Origin of the sequence: Roseateles toxinivorans, from assembly GCF_004362525.1 — a bacterium.
In the GTDB taxonomy this organism is placed as follows: domain Bacteria; phylum Pseudomonadota; class Gammaproteobacteria; order Burkholderiales; family Burkholderiaceae_C; genus Paucibacter; species Paucibacter toxinivorans.
The window spans coordinates 438067-454847 of record NZ_SNXS01000002.1 but is presented as its reverse complement, the minus strand read 5'-3'; the positions used below and the strand labels follow the sequence as shown (position 1 = coordinate 454847).

The window sequence follows — 16781 nt, the reverse complement described above, 5'->3', positions numbered from 1 at the left end:
AGCTAGCAATTCTCTCAACCATAGGGTACGCCCGGGCACAGCGTCAACGCACAAATCCGTCCCAGGCCGTTTTCAATATCAGCGCTGTGACCACGATGATGAACGCGGCGCGCACAAAGCCGGCGCCATGCTTCAAGGCCATGCGCGTGCCGACCAGGCTGCCCAGCACATTGGCCACGGCCATCACCGCCGCGATATGCCACCAGACATGGCCTTTGCTGGCAAACAGCACCAAGGCGGCGAAATTGGTCGCCGTGTTCAGAATCTTGGCGCTGGCCGAAGCATGCAGAAAGTCGAAGCCCAGAAAACGCACGAACAGGAACACGAAGAAGCTGCCGGTGCCGGGGCCGAAGAAGCCGTCATAGAAGCCGATCAAGAGGCCGATGGCACTGGCCACCCAGATCTCGGTGGCGCCGCTGAGCCGTGGCGCATGCTCGCGGCCCATGTCCTTCTTGGCCAACGTGTAGATCAGCACCAGCAGCAGGATGAAGGGCAGGGCCAGGCGCAGGCCGTCGGCGGGCACCAGGGTCACGGTCCAGGCGCCGGCAAAACTGCCCAGAAGGGCGGCGGCAAAGGCCGGCAGCAGCGCATGCCAGGGCAGGGTGACGCGGCGGGCGTATTGCAGGGCCGCCAGCGCCGTGCCCCAGATCGCCCCGCCCTTGTTGGTGCCGAACAGGGTGGCCGGCGCGGCCGCCGGGAAAACGCCGAACAGGGCCGGCACCAGCACCAGGCCACCGCCCCCGACCACTGCATCGACAAAACCGGCCAGCAGGGAGGCCAGGGCAATCACTATCAGCTCGGTCATGGGCGGGCGCGGGGGGTTGTTGGCCGCAGCGGGCCCAAAAAAACAAAGGGCGCCAATAAGGCGCCCCGGAATTGTGACACCCCCGAGGTGCCACCCAACTTTGTTATTCGATCTGCTTTGTTTGTCTCCTCGAACCCACCCCCGTAGCTGCTGGTCGAACCAGGCACTGCAGCGGTGCACGCACTCTAGTTGGGCGAGCATCCTGGTGCACTTGGGGTTTTCCAGCCCGGGCTAGTACCGAGGAGGCTCGGTTTAGTTAGCGATCACTCTGGCTCTACCGCCTCTCGCACATGGGCTTCGGTCAGCGCCGGCACGCACTCCTGCAGGAAGCGATACGCAAATCCACGCAGGAAGTGGCCTCGCCGCACCGCGATCAGGGTGGTATTCGATTCAAAGATGTGTTGTGCAGGCAACAGCACCAGGCCTTGATCGCGTTGCGCCTCGAAAGCCATGGACGCGACGATGCCCACGCCCAGGCCCACCTCCACATAGGTCTTGATCACGTCGGCATCCAGCGCCGACATCACGATGTCGGGGGTCAGCCCGGCCTTGGCAAAGGTGGCGTCTATGCGCGCCCGGCCGGTATAGCCCTCGTGGTAGGTGATCAGCGGGTGCTCGGCCAGCTCTTCCACCGTCAGCGGCTCGCGGCGGGTGACGGCCAGCGCATGGCCCTCGGGCACGACCACCGCATGGTGCCAGCCGTAGTAGGGAAAGGTGACCAGATGCTCGATCTCGTCGAGCGCCTCGGTGGCGATGCCGATGTCGGCCTCGCCCGACTGCAGCAGCGCGACGATCTCCGCCGGGCTGGCCTGATGCAAGACCAGGTGCACGCGCGGATAGGCGGCCTTGAAGCGCCGCACCACCTGGGGCAAGGCATAGCGGGCCTGCGTGTGCGTGGTGGCAATGGTCAGCTGGCCCTGCTCGCTGTTCGAGAACTGCTCGGCCAGGCGCTTGATGTTCTTGGCGTCCAGCAGCATCCGTTCGACGATCTGCAGCAGTTCCTTGCCCGGCTCGGTCAGGCCCAGGAGGCGCTTGCCGCGGCGCACGAACAGTTCGATGCCCAGCTCGTCTTCCAGATCCTTGATGTGCTTGCTGACACCCGACTGCGAGGTGTACAGCGCGTTGGCGACCTCGGTCAGATTGAAGTTGCGCTGCACCGACTCGCGGATGATGCGCAGTTGCTGGAAATTCATCAGGCGGCCTTTTGTAGATTCGTGTCCGGCGCCGCAAACAGGCTCAAGCGTGACGGCTGCAGCCAGACATTCTGGGCGAACTGCAGATTCAGCGCGAGCGCACGCTCGCGGCTCAGCTCGGCCTCCAGATGTTGGTCGTTCGGGCCCAGCAGCTCGACACGGGCGCTGGCGCCAAAGCTCAGCACGCGCACCACGCGGGCCGCGATCGCATGCTCGGTGGCCACCAGGCTGATGTCCAGCTCGTGCGGCCGGGCATAGGCCAGCATCTGCGCTCCGGGGGTCAGATCTGAAGCGCCGTGGGCGATGCGGTGCTCGCCGACATGCAGCAGGCCGCCATCGGCCCGGCCCTCGAAACGGTTCACCGCGCCGAGGAAGCCGTAGACAAAGGGCGTGGCCGGGTGCTCATAGACCTCGTTGGGCGTGCCGACCTGCTCGACCCGGCCGTGATCCATCAGCACGACGCGGTCGGCCACCTCCAGCGCCTCTTCCTGGTCGTGGGTGACGAAGAGGCTGGTGATGTGCAGCTCGTCATGCAGGCGGCGCAACCAGCGGCGCAGCTCCTTGCGCACCTTGGCGTCCAGCGCGCCGAAGGGCTCGTCCAGCAGCAGCACGCGCGGCTCGACGGCCAGGGCCCGGGCCAGCGCAATGCGCTGGCGCTGGCCACCGGACAGCTGCGAGGGGAAGCGGTCGGCCAGCCAGTCCAGCTGCACCAGCTGCAGCAGCTCGTGCACCTTCTTCTTGATCACCGCATCGCTGGGCCGTTGCGAGCGGGGCTTGACGCGCAGGCCGAAGGCCACGTTGTCGAACACCGTCATGTGGCGGAACAGCGCGTAGTGCTGGAACACGAAACCGACCTGGCGTTCGCGCACATGGGTGTCGGAGGCGTCTTCGCCATCGAGCAGCACCTGGCCGCGATCGGCCGTTTCGAGCCCGGCGATGATGCGCAGCAAGGTGGTCTTGCCGCAACCGGACGGGCCCAGCAGGGCGACCAGCTCGCCGCTGGGGAAGTCCAGGCTGACGTCGCCCAGGGCGACGAAGTTGCCGAAGGACTTGTGGATGTTCTTGACCTGGATGCTCATGGCACCTCCTTCACGGCGGCGTGGGCCCGCCACTCGACAAACTGTTTGAGTACAAGCGTCACCAGGGCCAGGATGGCCAGCAGCGAGGCCACCGCGAACGCGGCCGCGAACTGGTATTCGTTGTAGAGAATCTCGACGTGCAGCGGCAGCGTGTTGGTCATGCCCCGGATATGGCCCGACACCACCGACACGGCGCCGAACTCGCCCATCGCCCGCGCATTGCACAGGATCACGCCATACAGCAGGCCCCACTTCACGTTAGGCAGGGTGACGTGCCAGAAGGTCTGCCAGCCGGAGGCGCCAAGCACGGTGGCGGCCTCCTCCTCGTCGCGGCCCTGGGCCTCCATCAACGGGATCAGCTCGCGGGCGACGAAGGGGAAGGTCACGAACACGGTGGCCAGGACGATGCCGGGCACGGCGAAGATGATCTTCAGGTCATGCTCCTGCAGCCAGGGGCCTATCCAGCCCTGGGCGCCGAACATCAGCACATAGATCAGGCCAGCCACCACCGGCGAAACCGAGAACGGCAGGTCGATCAGAGTGATCAGCAGATGCTTGCCGCGGAAGTCGAACTTGGTGATCGCCCAGGCCGCCGACACGCCGAACACCAGATTCAGCGGCACCGAGATCAGCGCGGCGGCCAGGGTCAGCTGAATGGCCGACAGGGCGTCCGGCTCGACCAGGGCCGCGATATAGGTGCCAAAGCCCTTGCGCAGCGCCTCGCTGAACACCGCGACCAGCGGCATCAGCAGGAACAGCGCGAAGAAGCTCAGCGAGACGGTCAATATCGTCCACTTGACCCAGGGCGCTTCCCGCGTCGCCGGGTTGGACTCGTAGCGCTGCGCGCCCCGCCTCAACGCCGGGATGCCCAATGCTGCTGCCGCCGCGCCCGCCATTACCGGGCCCTCCCGGCGCCGTTCAGGCGCGAACTCCAGGCCTGCAGCCCGTTGATGATGAACAGCAGCACGAACGAGAACACCAGCATCACTGAGGCGATGGCCGTGGCGCCCTGGTAATCGAACTGCTCCAGCTTGGTGATGATCATCAGCGGCGTGATCTCGGACACCATGGGCAGATTGCCGGCGATAAAGATCACCGAGCCGTACTCACCGACCGCGCGGGCAAAGGCCAGCGCAAAGCCGGTCAGCAGCGCCGGCAACAGCGTCGGCAGGATCACGTAACGGAAGGTCTGCCAGCGGCGGGCGCCCAGCGAGGCGGCGGCCTCTTCGAGCTCGGTCTCCAGGTCTTCGAGCACCGGCTGCACCGAGCGCACGACGAAAGGCAGGCCGATAAAGGTCAGCGCGACCAGAATGCCCAGCGGCGTGAACGCCACCTTGATGCCTTGCGGCTCCAGCAGGCTGCCCAGCCAGCCGTTGCGGGCGTAAAGCGCCGTCAGCGCGATGCCGGCCACGGCGGTGGGCAGGGCGAAGGGCAGATCGATCAGTGCGTCCACCAGCTTCTTGCCCGGGAATTCATAGCGCACCAGGGACCAGGCCAGCATCAGCCCGAACATGGCGTTGATCGAGGCCGCCAGCAGCGAGGCGCCAAAGCTCAGCTTGTACGAGGCGACGACGCGCGGTGCGGTGACCACCTCCCAGAAGTGCTCCCATCCCATGCCAGCGGTTTTCAGGAACACGGCGCTCAAGGGAATCAGCACCAGCAGCGACAGATAGACCAGGGTGTAGCCCATGGTCAGGCCGAAACCGGGCAGCACCCGCCGAGGCTTGCGGCGCTCAACCGCGGGCAGGCTGGCGCCGGCGGGGGCAAAACCATTCAATGATGCTGTGTTGCTGCTCATGCTCCGGGGCCGGCCATCAGGCCATGGGGGTCAGGGAGCGGAGCTTAGGCGGCGGCCTTTAGATCAGAAACAATAGATTTCGTATAACCTTATCCGTGATTTTGATATATGAAATCCTGCAAAGCGGGCCGTTGGCGCCCCAGAAATGACTCAGGCCCACCGAGGTGGGCCTGTTTGGCTGGGGCTGGGAGGGCCGTTTTGCCTGTTTAATCAGCGCTTGCGGTCCATGCGGATGGCGCGGGCGACGCTGCGTTGGTCGCCGCTGATCTTGCCGCTGTCGAAGGGTTCGTATTTGCGGCCCTTCTCCAATGTCCACTCGGCCGGCTGGCGTTTGGCGGGAACTTGATGTGTCTGCGGTGCGAGATTCATGATGACGTATTGCCTTCTTGACCGGTCCCCGACTGCTGCCGGATCGGACCTACCGAGGCAAAACGCCGCCCAGGAAGCGGTGGTTGACAAGGAAATGCAAGATTTTGTATCCCCACCGCCGGTTTGCGTGCGCTGGGCACGGATGGCTTGGACCAACTCCGGGAGAAGTTCAGATGACAGCAATCGCTCTCAGCACCGACACGGTGGTGCAGTTCCTGCACCGGTTCGAGGCCATCGCCGAGCAGGAAGACTTCGACCTGATCGAGGACATGGTCCACGATCAGGCCTTCTTTCGCTTCAATGATGGGGACTTTGTGGGCAGGCAGGCGGTACGCGCCGCCTTCGAAAAGACCTGGCAGGGCAGCGTCGGGGTCAAGAAGGAGCGCTTCTACCTCACCGACATCCTGGTGCTGTCGCTGGACCAGCGCAGCGCAAGCGCCACCTACACCTATAACTGGGAGGGGCAAGGCGATGGCCAGTCCTTTCGCATCCAGGGCCGGGGCACACGGGTGCTCGTCGTTGAGGGTGGCCGCCTGCAGATCATCCATGAGCATCTGAGCCGCTACCCCAAGCCATGACACGGCCACGGAATTTCCCGATGCAAGCCACCACGCTGCCCGCAGCCTACGAAATTCGCGCCGCGACGACGGGCGATATTGACGATCTGTTCCTGGTCCGGGCCTCGACCCGCGAGAACGCGATCGCCCCGGGCCGGCTCGCCGAGCTGGGCATCACGCCCGCCGCACTGCACGAGACGATGCTGGCCGGCACCTCGGTGACCTGGGTGTGCCAGACCGACGGCCAGGTCGTCGCCTTCTGCAGCGTCCAGCCGAGCTCAGGGGAAGTCACCGTGCTCGCCGTCAGGGCCGGCCACGAGCGCCGCGGCATCGGTCGTGAGTTGCTGGCCGCGGCCGTCGACTGTCTTCGTGCATCGGGTTGCCGCCGGATCTGGCTGGCCGCCAGCCTTGACCCCCGGCTACGCTCGCATGGCTTCTACCGGGCCAATGGCTGGCGGCCCACCGGACGCCTTGTCGGCCACGGGGACGAGGAGCTGGAACTCGACGGGTCACTGAACTGAACACAGCAAATCCATGACCGACAAACCCCTCTCCGAACGAATCAAGTCGCTGGAGCTGCAGCGCACCCGCGCCCTGGTGGCACGCGACATCGCGCTGGCCGCAACGCTGCATGCCGACGACTACCAGCTGATCACCCCTGCCGGCAAGACCTTCACCAAGGCGGCCTATCTGGGCGCCATCGAGACCGGTGACCTGGTCTACACCCGCTGGGAGCCGGGCGAGATGGCGGTGCGAGTCTCGCCGGCCATGGCCATAGTCCGCTACCCGGTGACCCTGGCCTTCCCATCGGGCAACACCGTCCACTGCTGGCACACCGACTCGTACGAGTTGCGCGATGGTCAGTGGCTGGCCGTGTGGTCGCAGGCCACGGCCATCAAGTCCTGACCCCATGCGCCAACAGATCCGCGACGAGATTGCAGCCATCATTCCGCTGGATGATGTGGAGGCCGCGCACCGGGCCGATGCACTGGCATGGGTCGATTCGGGCGCATCGCTGTGCCGCACGGGCAAGCCGGCGACGCCACCCAAACATCTGGTGGCGTACTTTGCCGTGATCGACCGGAGCGGCGTTCTGCTGGTCGACCACCGTAACGCCGAGCTCTGGCTGCCGACCGGCGGGCATGTCGAGCCGGGCGAGCATCCGCGCACGACGGTAGTGCGTGAGCTGCTGGAGGAGCTGGGCTTTGCCGCGGCCTATGACATCAGTGCGCCGCTGATGATCACCTGCACCACCACCGTGGGCCAGACGGCGGGGCACACCGATGTGTCGCTCTGGTATGTGGTCCGCGCCGAGCGCGCCCAGCCCATCCGCTTCGACGAGGGCGAATTCAAGGCCGTGCGCTGGTTCGACTTCGAGGCCGTGCCGCATGAGCGCAGCGAGCCGCACCTGCGCCGATTCCTGGAGAAACTGGTCGCCCACGGCTGAGCAGGCGAAGCCGGCACGGCTCAGGTAACAATGTCCGCATGACCAAGATCGCCGCTCCCCCGTTTCCCCACGCCCTCAGCGCCGACGATTTGTGGGCCTTTGATCGCATAGGCCCGCTTGCGCTGGCACCCGACGGCGAGCGGACGGTCTGCTCGGTGGCCCACAGCTCGATGGAGGACAACAAATCGTCCAGCAGTCTGTGGTTGCTGCCCACGCGCAAGCGAGCGCCGCGCCGGCTGACCCACTGTGGCGACAAGGACGGCCAGCCCGCCTGGTCGCCCGCCGGCGAGCAGATCGCCTTCCTCGCGCGGCGCGAGCAGCAGGGCAGCAAGGACGACACGGCTCAGCTCTATCTGATAGCACCCGACGGCGGAGAGGCGCAGCGCAAAAGCGCCTTCGCGCCGGGCATCGAGTCCTTCAAATGGCTGGCCGATGGCCGACGCATCGTGTTTGCCGCCTGGGTCTGGCCTGAATTGAAGGGCGCGGCTGCGCAGGCCAAGGCCTTCAAGACATTCAGCGAGCGCAAGGAAAGCGCCTACGCCACCAGCGAGGCCTTCTACCGGCACTGGGACCACAACGTGCCGATGGGCCGCGTGCTGCACCTGCTGCTGCTCGATACGGGCAGCGGCCGCGTCACCGATCTGTTCGAGGGCACGGGGCTGGAGCTGCCGCGCGACGCCGCCGGCAACGAGGTCTATGACCCCTGCCCGGACGGCAAGCGCATCGCCTTCATCCACGACCCGGCGCCTATCCAGGTGCCGGGCAACCGCCAGGTGCTGGCCGAGATCGAGATCGCCAGCCGCCGGGTCAAGGTCTTGGCCGACGACCCGGCCTGGGAGTTTGGTGCGCCGCGCTACCGACCGGACGGCAGGGCGCTGGCCGTGACGGCTGCCCATACCGGCAAGCGCCACACGGCCACCGCCCAGCTGGCCCTGGTTGAGGCCAAGGGCTGGCGCCTGCTCGGCGATACGCAATGGGATCACCATGTCGACGCCCCGCTGCGCTGGGCGGGCGATGGCAGCGCGCTGTTCTTCACCGCCCAGTCGCGGGGCCGCTGCCATCTCTGGCGCCACCAGGTGGTCGATGGCAGCTTCACCATCGAGGCGGAGGGCGGTTGGGTGCAGGGCTTCGATGTGGCTGGCGACGTGATCGTCACCGCCAGCGACAGCGCCCTGCATCCGGTGCGGCTGCACGCGCGCCGCCCCGGCGCGGCGCCGTTGCGGCTGGAGCGCTTCAACCATGCGCTGCTGGCCCAGAGGCGGCTGGGCGAGGTTCGCGAGGTCACGGTCACCGGTGCGCAGGGTGACAGCATCCAGATGTGGCTCACCTTCCCGCCCGGCTTCAAGGCGAAGAAGAAGCACCCGCTGATGCAGGTCATCCACGGCGGGCCGTTCGCAGCCGCCGGCGACACCTTCGGCTACCGCTGGAACCCCCATGTGCTGGCCTCGCGCGGCCATGTGGTGGCCCAGGTCAACTACCACGGCTCCAGCGGCTTCGGCTTTGCCTTCCGCGACAGCATCATGGGCCGCCAGGGCGAGCTGGAGCTGCAGGACATCGAGGCCGCCAGCGACTGGCTGCTCGCCCAGCCCTGGGCCGACCCGCAGCGTTTGAGCGCCACCGGCGGCAGCTACGGCGGTTTCCTGGTCGCCTGGATGAATGGCCATGTGCCGGCCGGCCGCTACCGCAGCTATGTCTGCCACGCCGGCGTGTTCGACCGCGTGGCCACCTTCAGCGCCGACTCCTACATCGAGCGCCCGCGCGACCTCGGCGCCCGCTTTTGGGAAGACATGCCCCGGGTGCTGGCGCAAAGCCCGCACAGCGCCGCCGCGCAGATGAACACACCGACCCTGGTGATACACGGCGCGCTCGATTACCGCGTGCCCGACTGCAACGGCCTGGCCTACTACAACACCTTGAAGGCGCGCGGTGTCGGTGCGCGGCTGCTGTGGTTCCCTGATGAGAACCACTGGGTGCTAAAGCCACGAAACTCCCGGTTCTGGTACCGCGAGTTCCTCGATTGGGTGGTGTCGCATGACGCCACAGCTAAGCGCACCCGGCCCCAACGTTCCAAAGCATAATTTCGCCATGAGCACAGGCATCCCCTCATCCGAATCGGCGGACGCCGACGCCGACGACCTCGGTTTCACCTTCCGCACGCGCAAGGGCGGAGATGTCGAGGTACTGCATCGGGGCCGGCTGGCGTCCACGCTGCGCGGCGCGGATGCGATCGACTTCCTGAACGAAGTCGAAGCCGGCACACACGCCGACGGCCAGCAGCTGATGGCCCGGCTGACCGGCAACTACAAGCGCGGCAATGAGCGCAAGGCCAGCCAGCACCCGCGCAACCGCCGCTGAACCCACCCAAGGACAAGGCCATGCCGACCGCCGATCTCTCCGTCGTCGAAGTCAAGGCCTTCGTGCCCGCCAAGGACTTCGAGCGCTCCATGGCCTTCTACCAGGCACTGGGCTTCACCCGCGCCTCGGTGGATGACGGCATCGCTTACTTTCACCACGGCCACGCGAGCTTTCTGCTGCAGGACTTTTATGTGCGCGAGCATGCCGACAACTTCCTGATGCATCTGCTGGTGGAGGACGTCGAGGCCTGGCACGCGATGGCCAAGGCGGTAGCCCGGCAGTTCGAGGTGCGCATCGGCGAACCGGAGGACCAGCCCTGGGCGATGCGCGACTTCGTCCTGTTCGACCCCAGCGGCGTGCTCTGGCGCATCGGCCAGAACCTGCCCAAGGCGGAGTGAGGCGGACTGCATGTCCGAAAACAGCCGGCGCTGGACGCCCTGCACCGGCAGGATGGGCCCCTCATCAAGGCAGAAAGCCCATCATGTACAGCTATCAACTCACCGGCCTGGACCATCGCCTGTTCGAACCCCTGTTCGAACTGCCTGACGAGGCCCTGGCGCGCATCGGCGCGCAGCGCCGCACGGCCACCGAGGCCGACGCCTATCCCTGCCGCATCAGCCTCGAAGACGCCGCCCTCGGCGATGAGCTGCTGCTCCTGCCCTTCGAGCACCAGCCGGCGGACTCGCCCTACCGGGCCTCGGGTCCGATCTTCGTGCGGCGCGGCGTCAAGCAGCGCACGATGGTGGTCGCCGAGGCGCCAAGCTACGTCGGCAAGCGGCTGATCTCGGTACGGGCCTATGACGCGGCGCACATGATTGTCGATGCCGCCGTCTGCGAGGGCACACAGGTCGGAACAGAGATCGAGCGCTGCTTTGCCAATCAGGCGGTTGCCTACATCCACCTGCACAACGCCAAGCGCGGCTGTTTCTCGTGCAGGGTGGACCGCAAAGGCTAGGGCCTGTGCTTCAATCGATGGGCTGGTTCCCCCAGAGCGTCGTCGATGCCGCGGTTGCGGTACCACACACCGAAAGCCAAACCCATGAATCCCATCCGACTGATAGCCATCGCCCTGCTGATTGGCGGCACCCTGGCCCTGGTTTATGGCGGCTTCAGCTACACCAAGGACACGACGGCCGTGAAGCTGGGCCCGATCGAGCTGACCGTGAAGGAGAAAGAGTCGGTCAACATACCCATCTGGGCCGGCGTGGGCGCCATTGTGGCCGGCGGCCTGCTGCTGGCCTTTGGCGGCCGCAAGGGCTGACGGGCCGGCGATGGATCTTCAACTGAAGGGTCTGCGGGCCATCGTCACCGGTGGCTCGGCGGGCATTGGTGCAGCCGTGGTCAGGGCGCTGGCGGCCGAGGGCTGCGATGTGGCTTTCTGCGCCCGCACCCCGGCCCGCATTGATGCTGCACTGTCGGCACTTCAGGGCCTGCCCGGCCGGGTGCAGGCCGAAGCCGTGGACGTGACGGACACGGCACAGTTCCAGGCCTGGCTGGCCAGGCTGGGCGAATTCGACATCTTTGTCGCAAATGTCAGCGCCCTGTCCGGTGACTGGACCGCGGCGCTGGCGACCGACATCCGCGCCACCGTCGATGCCACCGAAGCGGCGCTGCCGTATCTGCAGCGCTCGCCCCGTGCCGCGTTGACGTACATCGGCTCCAAGGCCGGGTCCCTCGCCGCGCCGAACTCGGCCGCCTACGGAGCGGCCAAGGCGGCGATGGCGCACTATATGAAGTCGCTGTCGGCGCGGCTGCTGCCGGGGGTGCGCGTCAACACCGTATCGCCCGGCGACACCCTGTTCGACGGCGGACTGTGGGACCGCGTGCGTCGCGACGAGCCCGAGGCCTTTCAGAAGGTGCTGCAGCGCAACCCGATGCAGCGGCTGGCCACGGCCGAGGAGATTGCCCGCGTCGTCGCCTTTGTCTCCAGTCCGGCCGCCAGCTTTGTGGCCGGGGCCAACTGGTATGTCGACGGTGGGTCGGTCCAACACGTGCAGATCTGAGCGATGACGATGCTGATACCGATGACCGAGGCCGGCTTCGCCCGCTATCTGGAGGCAGCGATTGCCGGCTTTGCCCAGGACCAGATCGACGCAGGCCGCTGGACGGCCGAGCAGGCGCTGGCCCTGTCCCGTGAAGACTTCGAGGGCCTGCTGCCGCAGGGCCTGGCCACGCCGGACCAACACCTGTTCGAGATTCAGGATGAGACCGGCGGCACGACGATAGGCTGGCTGTGGTTTGCCCTGATGCTGAAAAGCGGCGTGCGCATCGCCTATGTCTACGACCTCGAGGTCATGCCCGAGCACCGCCGCCAGGGCCACGCCCGCGCCGCCTTCAAGGCGATGGAGCCGCTGGTGCGGGCGCTGGGCCTGGCCAGCATAGGCCTGCATGTGTTTGCCCACAATCCGGGCGCCCAGGCCCTGTATGCCTCGCTGGGCTATGAGGTGACGGGCATCAATATGCTCAAGCAGCTGGGCGTCGCAGATGGGCGTTGATTTCATCGCCCTGCTCGGCGCGGGCCGGATCGCGCCACGCGACTGCATCCAGCCGGTGGCCGCCGCGCGCCTGACGCTGGAGCCGCAGCGGGCCGAGCATGCCGAGGCGATGTTCGAGGTGCTCAGCGACCCGGCCCTGTACGAATACGAGAACGCACCGCCGGCCTCGCTGGACGCGCTGCGCGCGCGCTACCGGCAGCTCGAATCCCGCGTCTCACCCAACGGCGCCGAGCTGTGGCTCAACTGGGTCTTGCGCCTGGCCGACGACACGACTATCGGCTATGTGCAGGCCACCTTGCGACCGCAGGGCCGCGCCGCGATCGCCTACGAGCTGGGCAGCGCCTGGTGGGGCCGTGGTCTGGCCAGCGAGGCGGTGCAGGCGATGGTGAATGAGCTGGCGCAGCACTACCAGGTGCGCCATCTGTTCGCCGTCCACAAGCATCAGAATCTGCGTTCGCACCGCCTGCTGCTGCGCCTGGGCTTCACACCCTGCTCGGCCGAAGAGCATGCGCAGCGCGGGGTTGATGCCGATGAGCTGCTGATGCAAAGGCAACTCACGGCCGCTGGGCAGGGGCCCGTCACGCCAGCGTCAAGCTGATCGACGAGAATTGGCGCCTGCCCCTGCGGCAAGGATACTGGGAGGCCATCATCACCACCCACGAAAGCCCCCATGGCCTTGACCCGTCTGTTCGTGCTTGCTGCCCTGTGCTCGGCGCTGACCTTGCCCACCCTGGCCCAGGTGCCGGTGCAAGCCAACCCCGACCACGCGACGATGCTGGCCAGCGCCGACCCGCGCCTGGCCGCCAACAAGCGCCTGGTCTATGACTTCTGGCGTGAGGTGTTCGAGGGCGGCCATATGGAAATGGTCGACAAATACCTGAGCGAAGGCTATATCCAGCACAACCCCACCGTGCCCACCGGCCGCGCCGGCTTCGTTAGCGTGTTCTCTCAGTTCGCCAATCCCAAGCCGATACAGGACAGGGTGCGCGCGCCGCTGGTGGCCATCACCGCCGAGGGCGATCTGGTCGTGCTGTCATTCGCGCGCACCGGCACCGACCCCAAGGACTCGCAGAAGAAGTACAGCACCACCTGGTTCGACATGTTCCGTATCGAGGGCGGCAAGATCGCCGAGCACTGGGATCCGGCCACGCCTTGAGGCGGCCCACCGCACATGCTTCCGCTCGCGCTCGTCCTGCTCATCGCCACCGGCCTGGCCCACTCCTACCTGGGTGAGCGCTACCTGCTGATGCGCCTCTTCAAGCGCCAGGATCTGCCCAAGCTGCTCGGCAGCACGGCTTTCACCATCGGCACGCTGCGTTTTGTCTGGCACCTGACGACCGTGGCTTGGTGGGGGCTGGCCTACCTGGTCTTTGCTGCCTGGAGCGGCACGGTGGGCAAGGACCAGGTGTTGACCGCTATCGGCGTCACCTCGCTGGTATCGGCCGCATTTCCGCTCTACTTCACGCGCGGCAGGCACTTGTCGTGGGTCGTCTTCCTGCTGATCGGTGTACTGGTAATCGCCGCCCGCAGCGGCCCGTGAATTGCTTCCAGGAATCACCCCACCATGAACCATGGCAACGACCCCCACCTGGTCCACACCCTGACCCAGCTCGAAGCGCTGTTCGGCGCCGTCGGCGAGGCCTCGCTGAAGAAGGAGGTGGCCTATCTGCACCCCAGCTATGCGGCGCTGATCCAGGCCTCGCCCTTTGTCACCCTGGCCACGGCCGGGCCGGAGGGCTTGGACGCCTCGCCGCGCGGCGATCCGCCGGGCTTTGTGCAGGTGCTCGATGACAAGACCCTGCTGCTGCCCGAGCGCCGCGGCAACAACCGCATCGACAGCCTGCGCAACATCATGGCCGACCCGCGCGTGGCCCTGCTGTTCCTGATCCCCGGTGTCGGCGAGACGCTACGCGTCAATGGCCGCGCAAGCATCAGCGTCGCGCCGGAGCTGCTGGAGCGCTGCGCGATGGCCGGCAAGCTGCCGCAGTGCGTGATCATGATCGACATCGAGCGCGTCTTTTTCCAGTGCGCCCGGGCGATTCAGCGCTCCCGGCTGTGGGACGCCAGGGATGCCAAGCCCGAGGTGCCCAGCGCTGGCGCGATATTGGAGGCGCTGACCGATGCCGCGATCGATGGCGCGCTGTACGACCGCGAGGCGCCGGCCCGGCAGGCCAAGACCCTTTACTGAACGAATTCGATCAGATGCCGATCTTGCCGACGTAGAGCACCGGCCCGGTCGGTGCGCCGGTGGTGGAGCCGCCGGATGGTTCCAGGCTCACCGCCAGCGCCGCCGTGCCAGGCGGCACGCGGCTCTTCTGCACCAGCGAAGCACCCTGGGCGGCGATCAGGCCCAGCGAGCGCGGGGCGCCCTGCGGAGGCACGGCCCACAGCTCCAGCGCACGATCGGCCTCCAGGCTGACCGGCTGCAGCGCACGGGTGACAACGGCGCGGCCATCGGGGCTGATGCTGGCGACGAAGCGGGCGTTCATCACGCCGCCGGTAGCGGCCGGGTCCTGCGTGGACTCCAGCACCACGACGATGGGCGGCTGCACCGGTTCGGGCACGGCTATCAGCACGGCCAGGCCGACGACGGCGGCGGTGCTCAGGCCCGACAGCGCGCGCCAGAAGCTCAGGCCCTGCCACCAGCGCTGCACGGCCGGCGCGGGGTTCAGATGGCCCAACTGCTGCTGGATGCGCTGCCAGACCACCGGCGGCGGTGTGACAGGTGGCACGCTGGTACTCAAGGGCATCAGCCTGGCCTGCCAGCTGTGCAGCGCATGACGTAGCGCGGGGTGTGCCGGTAGCAAGGCTTCATAGCGGCGGCGGGCCGGGCCGCGAAGGGTGCCGGCGGCATAGGCGGCGGCCAGGCGGTCGGCGAGTTGGGGGCGACTGTAGTCCATTGCTCAACCCTGCCTGGCGGACATGCCGGCATCAACGTCACGCAGCTGCGCATGCTCCAGGCAGTTCTTCAGTGACAGCAGCGCGCGCCGCACCCAGCTCTTCACCGTGCCCAGCGGTTGGGCCATCTTCTCGGCCACCTCGGCATGGCTGAGACCGTCGTAAAAGGCCAGGGCCAGGCTTTGCTTCTGCATCGCGTTCAGGTCCTGCATGCAGTGGTTCAGCGCCCGCGCCTCGGTGGCACGGCTCAGCAGCTCCAACGGTCCGGGCGCCTCGTCGGCGGCCAGATCGACGGCGTCGGGTGCGTCGTCGTCATCGTCGGCGCGGTGCCTGGCCTGGATCTGCGGCTGGGTCTGCTGGCGGCGCAGGCTGTCGATGGCGGCATTGCGCGCCACGCTGGTCAACCAGGTCAGCGGCTGGCTCTGGGCGGCGTCGAAGCCCGCGGCGGACCGCCAGACCTTGACGAACACCTCTTGCAGAATGTCCTCGGCCGCGGCCTGGTCGCGCTGGATGCGCAGCACCACGCCGAACAGCCTGGCACTGCTGCGTTCATAGAGCTTGGCGAAGGCCTCACGGTCGCCGAGACCGACGCGGGCCAGCAGCTGCGACAGCTCTTTGCTGTTTTGTGACCAGTCTTGGGCGGGCATGGGCATGATGGATTCTAGGGTGCTGAACGAGCTTGTACGCGGCCTTTGGCGTTCTGGATGCAAGCCCTAGACTGCACTTGCTTTGCTCTCTCTGGAAAAGTTGATGCGTGCCTCTTTGTCACCCCTGCTATTGATCGCGCTGCTCGGCGACGCGCTGTCCGCCGAACCACCGGCCCTGCTGGAGAACTCGCTGGGCATGAAGTTCGTGCGCATCCCGGCGGGCGAGTTCGTGATGGGCAGCGCCGAGCCGCCCGAGCAGCTGGCCAAGGCCTATCCGCAGTACGAGCCCGAGCGCTTCACCCAGCTCGGCGACGAGGGCCCGCCGCACCGCGTGCGCATCACCAAGCCCTTCTATCTGGGCCAGCACGAGGTGACGGTGGGGCAGTTCCGGCGATTTCTGGCCGCCTCGGGCCATGTGCCCGAATCGATTGCCGATGGCACCGGCGGCTATGGCTACAACCCGGCCTACGACCCGGCGATGTCGAAGCGCGGCGACGCCTTCGAGGGCCGCGACCCCAAGTACTCCTGGCAGAACCCCGGCTTTGCCCAGACCGACCAGCACCCGGTGCTGAACGTGACCTGGAACGACGCCGTCGCCCTGGCCGCCTGGCTGAGCAAGACCGAGGGCAGGACCTACCGCCTGCCCACCGAGGCCGAGTGGGAGTACGCCTGCCGCGCCGGCACGCGCACCCGCTATGCCAGCGGCGACGACCCCCAGTCACTGCTGCGCATGGCCAATATCTTCGACGCCGACTCGAAGCGGAACTGGCCCAAATGGCAGCAGTTCGCGCTGCAGGGCGCCGATGGCTACGCGTTCACCGCACCGGTGGGCAGCTTCGCGCCAAACCCCTGGGGCCTATACGATATGCACGGCAATGCCTGGGAATGGGTGGCCGACTGGCATGGCGACGACTACTACGCCAAGTCGCCGGTGGACGACCCGCAGGGCCCGGCCGATGGAAGCGTGCGCGTGCGCCGAGGTGGCTCCTGGCACACCTGGGCCTTCTACGCCCGCTCGTCCTACCGTAACTGGAACAGCGCCGCCACCCGCTACACCCTGGTCGGCATGCGCCTGCTGCGCGAGGCCGATTGACGATATGGGCATTCGGGTTATTACCTAATTACGAATGAGGCTTTC

General features: G+C 66.8%; 24 protein-coding genes. 16 read left to right on the top strand and 8 right to left on the bottom strand.

What is annotated here, in order from left to right; translation table 11 throughout:
* Positions 1 to 43: 43 nt before the first annotated feature.
* The 6 genes from DES47_RS07835 to DES47_RS28655 form a co-directional block, all read right to left on the bottom strand.
* Positions 44 to 805: a sulfite exporter TauE/SafE family protein gene (locus DES47_RS07835; RefSeq protein WP_133700124.1), complete on the bottom strand. Its 762-nt coding sequence runs from the start codon at positions 803 to 805 to the stop codon at positions 44 to 46.
* A 263-nt stretch (positions 806 to 1068) separates the two neighbouring features.
* Positions 1069 to 1998: a CysB family HTH-type transcriptional regulator gene (locus tag DES47_RS07830; RefSeq protein WP_133700123.1), complete on the bottom strand. Its 930-nt coding sequence runs from the start codon at positions 1996 to 1998 to the stop codon at positions 1069 to 1071.
* Positions 1998 to 3077: a sulfate/molybdate ABC transporter ATP-binding protein gene (locus tag DES47_RS07825; protein WP_133700122.1), complete on the bottom strand. Its 1080-nt coding sequence runs from the start codon at positions 3075 to 3077 to the stop codon at positions 1998 to 2000. The genes DES47_RS07830 and DES47_RS07825 overlap by 1 nt, the downstream gene beginning before the upstream one ends.
* On the bottom strand, positions 3074 to 3973 hold the full coding sequence (cysW, locus tag DES47_RS07820; protein ID WP_133700121.1) for a sulfate ABC transporter permease subunit CysW: 900 nt from the start codon (positions 3971 to 3973) through the stop codon (positions 3074 to 3076). Before cysW ends, DES47_RS07825 begins: the two co-directional genes overlap by 4 nt.
* Positions 3973 to 4875, bottom strand: a complete 903-nt coding sequence (gene cysT / locus DES47_RS07815; protein WP_133700120.1) for a sulfate ABC transporter permease subunit CysT — start codon at positions 4873 to 4875, stop codon at positions 3973 to 3975. Before cysT ends, cysW begins: the two co-directional genes overlap by 1 nt.
* Before the next feature lie 210 nt (positions 4876 to 5085).
* Entirely contained in the window at positions 5086 to 5244 is a 159-nt protein-coding gene (locus tag DES47_RS28655) for a hypothetical protein (protein WP_166651901.1), read from the bottom strand.
* A gap of 173 nt (positions 5245 to 5417) precedes the next feature.
* Here DES47_RS28655 and DES47_RS07810 point away from each other — a divergent pair, with 173 nt between their 5' ends.
* The 15 genes from DES47_RS07810 (at position 5418) to DES47_RS07740 (ending at position 14286) form a co-directional block, all read left to right on the top strand.
* Positions 5418 to 5822 carry a YybH family protein gene (locus DES47_RS07810; protein ID WP_133700119.1) on the top strand — a complete coding sequence of 135 codons (405 nt, stop codon included), beginning with the start codon at positions 5418 to 5420 and terminating at the stop codon, positions 5820 to 5822.
* Between the two features lie 20 nt (positions 5823 to 5842).
* Positions 5843 to 6322 carry a GNAT family N-acetyltransferase gene (locus tag DES47_RS07805; protein ID WP_133700118.1) on the top strand — a complete coding sequence of 160 codons (480 nt, stop codon included), beginning with the start codon at positions 5843 to 5845 and terminating at the stop codon, positions 6320 to 6322.
* Positions 6323 to 6335: 13 nt separating this feature from the next.
* A complete protein-coding gene (locus DES47_RS07800) occupies positions 6336 to 6707 on the top strand; it encodes a nuclear transport factor 2 family protein (protein WP_133700117.1) in 372 nt (123 codons plus the stop codon).
* A 4-nt stretch (positions 6708 to 6711) separates the two neighbouring features.
* The gene (locus tag DES47_RS07795; RefSeq protein ID WP_133700116.1) at positions 6712 to 7248 is read left to right on the top strand and encodes an NUDIX hydrolase; all 537 of its coding nucleotides are present in this window, start codon (positions 6712 to 6714) and stop codon (positions 7246 to 7248) included.
* A gap of 38 nt (positions 7249 to 7286) precedes the next feature.
* A complete protein-coding gene (locus DES47_RS07790; protein ID WP_133700115.1) occupies positions 7287 to 9326 on the top strand; it encodes a dipeptidyl-peptidase 5 in 2040 nt (679 codons plus the stop codon).
* Between the two features lie 7 nt (positions 9327 to 9333).
* Complete coding sequence (locus tag DES47_RS07785; RefSeq protein WP_133700114.1) at positions 9334 to 9603, top strand: hypothetical protein; 270 nt, start codon at positions 9334 to 9336, stop codon at positions 9601 to 9603.
* A 20-nt stretch (positions 9604 to 9623) separates the two neighbouring features.
* Complete coding sequence (locus tag DES47_RS07780) at positions 9624 to 10001, top strand: VOC family protein (RefSeq protein WP_133700113.1); 378 nt, start codon at positions 9624 to 9626, stop codon at positions 9999 to 10001.
* Positions 10002 to 10084: 83 nt separating this feature from the next.
* A complete protein-coding gene (locus DES47_RS07775) occupies positions 10085 to 10558 on the top strand; it encodes a DUF1203 domain-containing protein (protein ID WP_133700112.1) in 474 nt (157 codons plus the stop codon).
* Positions 10559 to 10642: 84 nt separating this feature from the next.
* Positions 10643 to 10864, top strand: a complete 222-nt coding sequence (locus DES47_RS07770) for a hypothetical protein (protein ID WP_133700111.1) — start codon at positions 10643 to 10645, stop codon at positions 10862 to 10864.
* Between the two features lie 10 nt (positions 10865 to 10874).
* Positions 10875 to 11606 carry an SDR family NAD(P)-dependent oxidoreductase gene (locus DES47_RS07765; protein ID WP_133700110.1) on the top strand — a complete coding sequence of 244 codons (732 nt, stop codon included), beginning with the start codon at positions 10875 to 10877 and terminating at the stop codon, positions 11604 to 11606.
* Between the two features lie 3 nt (positions 11607 to 11609).
* Positions 11610 to 12098 (top strand): GNAT family N-acetyltransferase, encoded by a 489-nt coding sequence (locus DES47_RS07760; RefSeq protein WP_133700109.1) that lies wholly within the window; start codon positions 11610 to 11612, stop codon positions 12096 to 12098.
* Positions 12088 to 12696 (top strand): GNAT family N-acetyltransferase, encoded by a 609-nt coding sequence (locus DES47_RS07755; RefSeq protein WP_133700108.1) that lies wholly within the window; start codon positions 12088 to 12090, stop codon positions 12694 to 12696. The genes DES47_RS07760 and DES47_RS07755 overlap by 11 nt, the downstream gene beginning before the upstream one ends.
* A gap of 72 nt (positions 12697 to 12768) precedes the next feature.
* Complete coding sequence (locus tag DES47_RS07750; RefSeq protein ID WP_133700107.1) at positions 12769 to 13254, top strand: nuclear transport factor 2 family protein; 486 nt, start codon at positions 12769 to 12771, stop codon at positions 13252 to 13254.
* A gap of 15 nt (positions 13255 to 13269) precedes the next feature.
* Positions 13270 to 13638, top strand: a complete 369-nt coding sequence (locus DES47_RS07745; RefSeq protein WP_133700106.1) for a hypothetical protein — start codon at positions 13270 to 13272, stop codon at positions 13636 to 13638.
* A 24-nt stretch (positions 13639 to 13662) separates the two neighbouring features.
* Complete coding sequence (locus tag DES47_RS07740; RefSeq protein WP_133700105.1) at positions 13663 to 14286, top strand: pyridoxamine 5'-phosphate oxidase family protein; 624 nt, start codon at positions 13663 to 13665, stop codon at positions 14284 to 14286.
* A 10-nt stretch (positions 14287 to 14296) separates the two neighbouring features.
* Here DES47_RS07740 and DES47_RS07735 read toward each other — a convergent pair whose 3' ends face one another.
* Positions 14297 to 14998 carry an anti-sigma factor gene (locus DES47_RS07735; RefSeq protein ID WP_133700104.1) on the bottom strand — a complete coding sequence of 234 codons (702 nt, stop codon included), beginning with the start codon at positions 14996 to 14998 and terminating at the stop codon, positions 14297 to 14299.
* A 3-nt stretch (positions 14999 to 15001) separates the two neighbouring features.
* On the bottom strand, positions 15002 to 15649 hold the full coding sequence (locus tag DES47_RS07730; RefSeq protein WP_133700103.1) for a sigma-70 family RNA polymerase sigma factor: 648 nt from the start codon (positions 15647 to 15649) through the stop codon (positions 15002 to 15004).
* A gap of 97 nt (positions 15650 to 15746) precedes the next feature.
* On the opposite strand from DES47_RS07730, the gene DES47_RS07725 reads away from it, so the two are divergent.
* Positions 15747 to 16736, top strand: coding sequence for a formylglycine-generating enzyme family protein (locus DES47_RS07725; protein ID WP_133700102.1), 990 nt, complete (start codon positions 15747 to 15749; stop codon positions 16734 to 16736).
* Positions 16737 to 16781: the final 45 nt, after the last annotated feature.

Excerpts from the sequence above, each read along its gene's own strand:
- DES47_RS07830 (WP_133700123.1), bottom strand. The coding sequence starts at position 1,998 with ATGAATTTCCAGCAACTGCGCATCATCCGCGAGTCGGTGCAGCGCAAC.
- DES47_RS07760 (WP_133700109.1), top strand. The coding sequence starts at position 11,610 with ATGACGATGCTGATACCGATGACCGAGGCCGGCTTCGCCCGCTATCTG.
- cysW (WP_133700121.1), bottom strand. The coding sequence starts at position 3,973 with ATGGCGGGCGCGGCGGCAGCAGCATTGGGCATCCCGGCGTTGAGGCGG.
- DES47_RS07790 (WP_133700115.1), top strand. The coding sequence starts at position 7,287 with ATGACCAAGATCGCCGCTCCCCCGTTTCCCCACGCCCTCAGCGCCGAC.
- DES47_RS07810 (WP_133700119.1), top strand. The coding sequence starts at position 5,418 with ATGACAGCAATCGCTCTCAGCACCGACACGGTGGTGCAGTTCCTGCAC.
- DES47_RS07800 (WP_133700117.1), top strand. The coding sequence starts at position 6,336 with ATGACCGACAAACCCCTCTCCGAACGAATCAAGTCGCTGGAGCTGCAG.
- DES47_RS28655 (WP_166651901.1), bottom strand. The coding sequence starts at position 5,244 with ATGAATCTCGCACCGCAGACACATCAAGTTCCCGCCAAACGCCAGCCG.
- DES47_RS07780 (WP_133700113.1), top strand. The coding sequence starts at position 9,624 with ATGCCGACCGCCGATCTCTCCGTCGTCGAAGTCAAGGCCTTCGTGCCC.
- DES47_RS07735 (WP_133700104.1), bottom strand. The coding sequence starts at position 14,998 with ATGGACTACAGTCGCCCCCAACTCGCCGACCGCCTGGCCGCCGCCTAT.
- DES47_RS07775 (WP_133700112.1), top strand. The coding sequence starts at position 10,085 with ATGTACAGCTATCAACTCACCGGCCTGGACCATCGCCTGTTCGAACCC.
- cysT (WP_133700120.1), bottom strand. The coding sequence starts at position 4,875 with ATGAGCAGCAACACAGCATCATTGAATGGTTTTGCCCCCGCCGGCGCC.
- DES47_RS07825 (WP_133700122.1), bottom strand. The coding sequence starts at position 3,077 with ATGAGCATCCAGGTCAAGAACATCCACAAGTCCTTCGGCAACTTCGTC.
- DES47_RS07770 (WP_133700111.1), top strand. The coding sequence starts at position 10,643 with ATGAATCCCATCCGACTGATAGCCATCGCCCTGCTGATTGGCGGCACC.
- DES47_RS07765 (WP_133700110.1), top strand. The coding sequence starts at position 10,875 with ATGGATCTTCAACTGAAGGGTCTGCGGGCCATCGTCACCGGTGGCTCG.
- DES47_RS07785 (WP_133700114.1), top strand. The coding sequence starts at position 9,334 with ATGAGCACAGGCATCCCCTCATCCGAATCGGCGGACGCCGACGCCGAC.
- DES47_RS07730 (WP_133700103.1), bottom strand. The coding sequence starts at position 15,649 with ATGCCCATGCCCGCCCAAGACTGGTCACAAAACAGCAAAGAGCTGTCG.
- DES47_RS07725 (WP_133700102.1), top strand. The coding sequence starts at position 15,747 with ATGCGTGCCTCTTTGTCACCCCTGCTATTGATCGCGCTGCTCGGCGAC.
- DES47_RS07835 (WP_133700124.1), bottom strand. The coding sequence starts at position 805 with ATGACCGAGCTGATAGTGATTGCCCTGGCCTCCCTGCTGGCCGGTTTT.
- DES47_RS07795 (WP_133700116.1), top strand. The coding sequence starts at position 6,712 with ATGCGCCAACAGATCCGCGACGAGATTGCAGCCATCATTCCGCTGGAT.
- DES47_RS07750 (WP_133700107.1), top strand. The coding sequence starts at position 12,769 with ATGGCCTTGACCCGTCTGTTCGTGCTTGCTGCCCTGTGCTCGGCGCTG.
- DES47_RS07745 (WP_133700106.1), top strand. The coding sequence starts at position 13,270 with ATGCTTCCGCTCGCGCTCGTCCTGCTCATCGCCACCGGCCTGGCCCAC.
- DES47_RS07740 (WP_133700105.1), top strand. The coding sequence starts at position 13,663 with ATGAACCATGGCAACGACCCCCACCTGGTCCACACCCTGACCCAGCTC.
- DES47_RS07805 (WP_133700118.1), top strand. The coding sequence starts at position 5,843 with ATGCAAGCCACCACGCTGCCCGCAGCCTACGAAATTCGCGCCGCGACG.
- DES47_RS07755 (WP_133700108.1), top strand. The coding sequence starts at position 12,088 with ATGGGCGTTGATTTCATCGCCCTGCTCGGCGCGGGCCGGATCGCGCCA.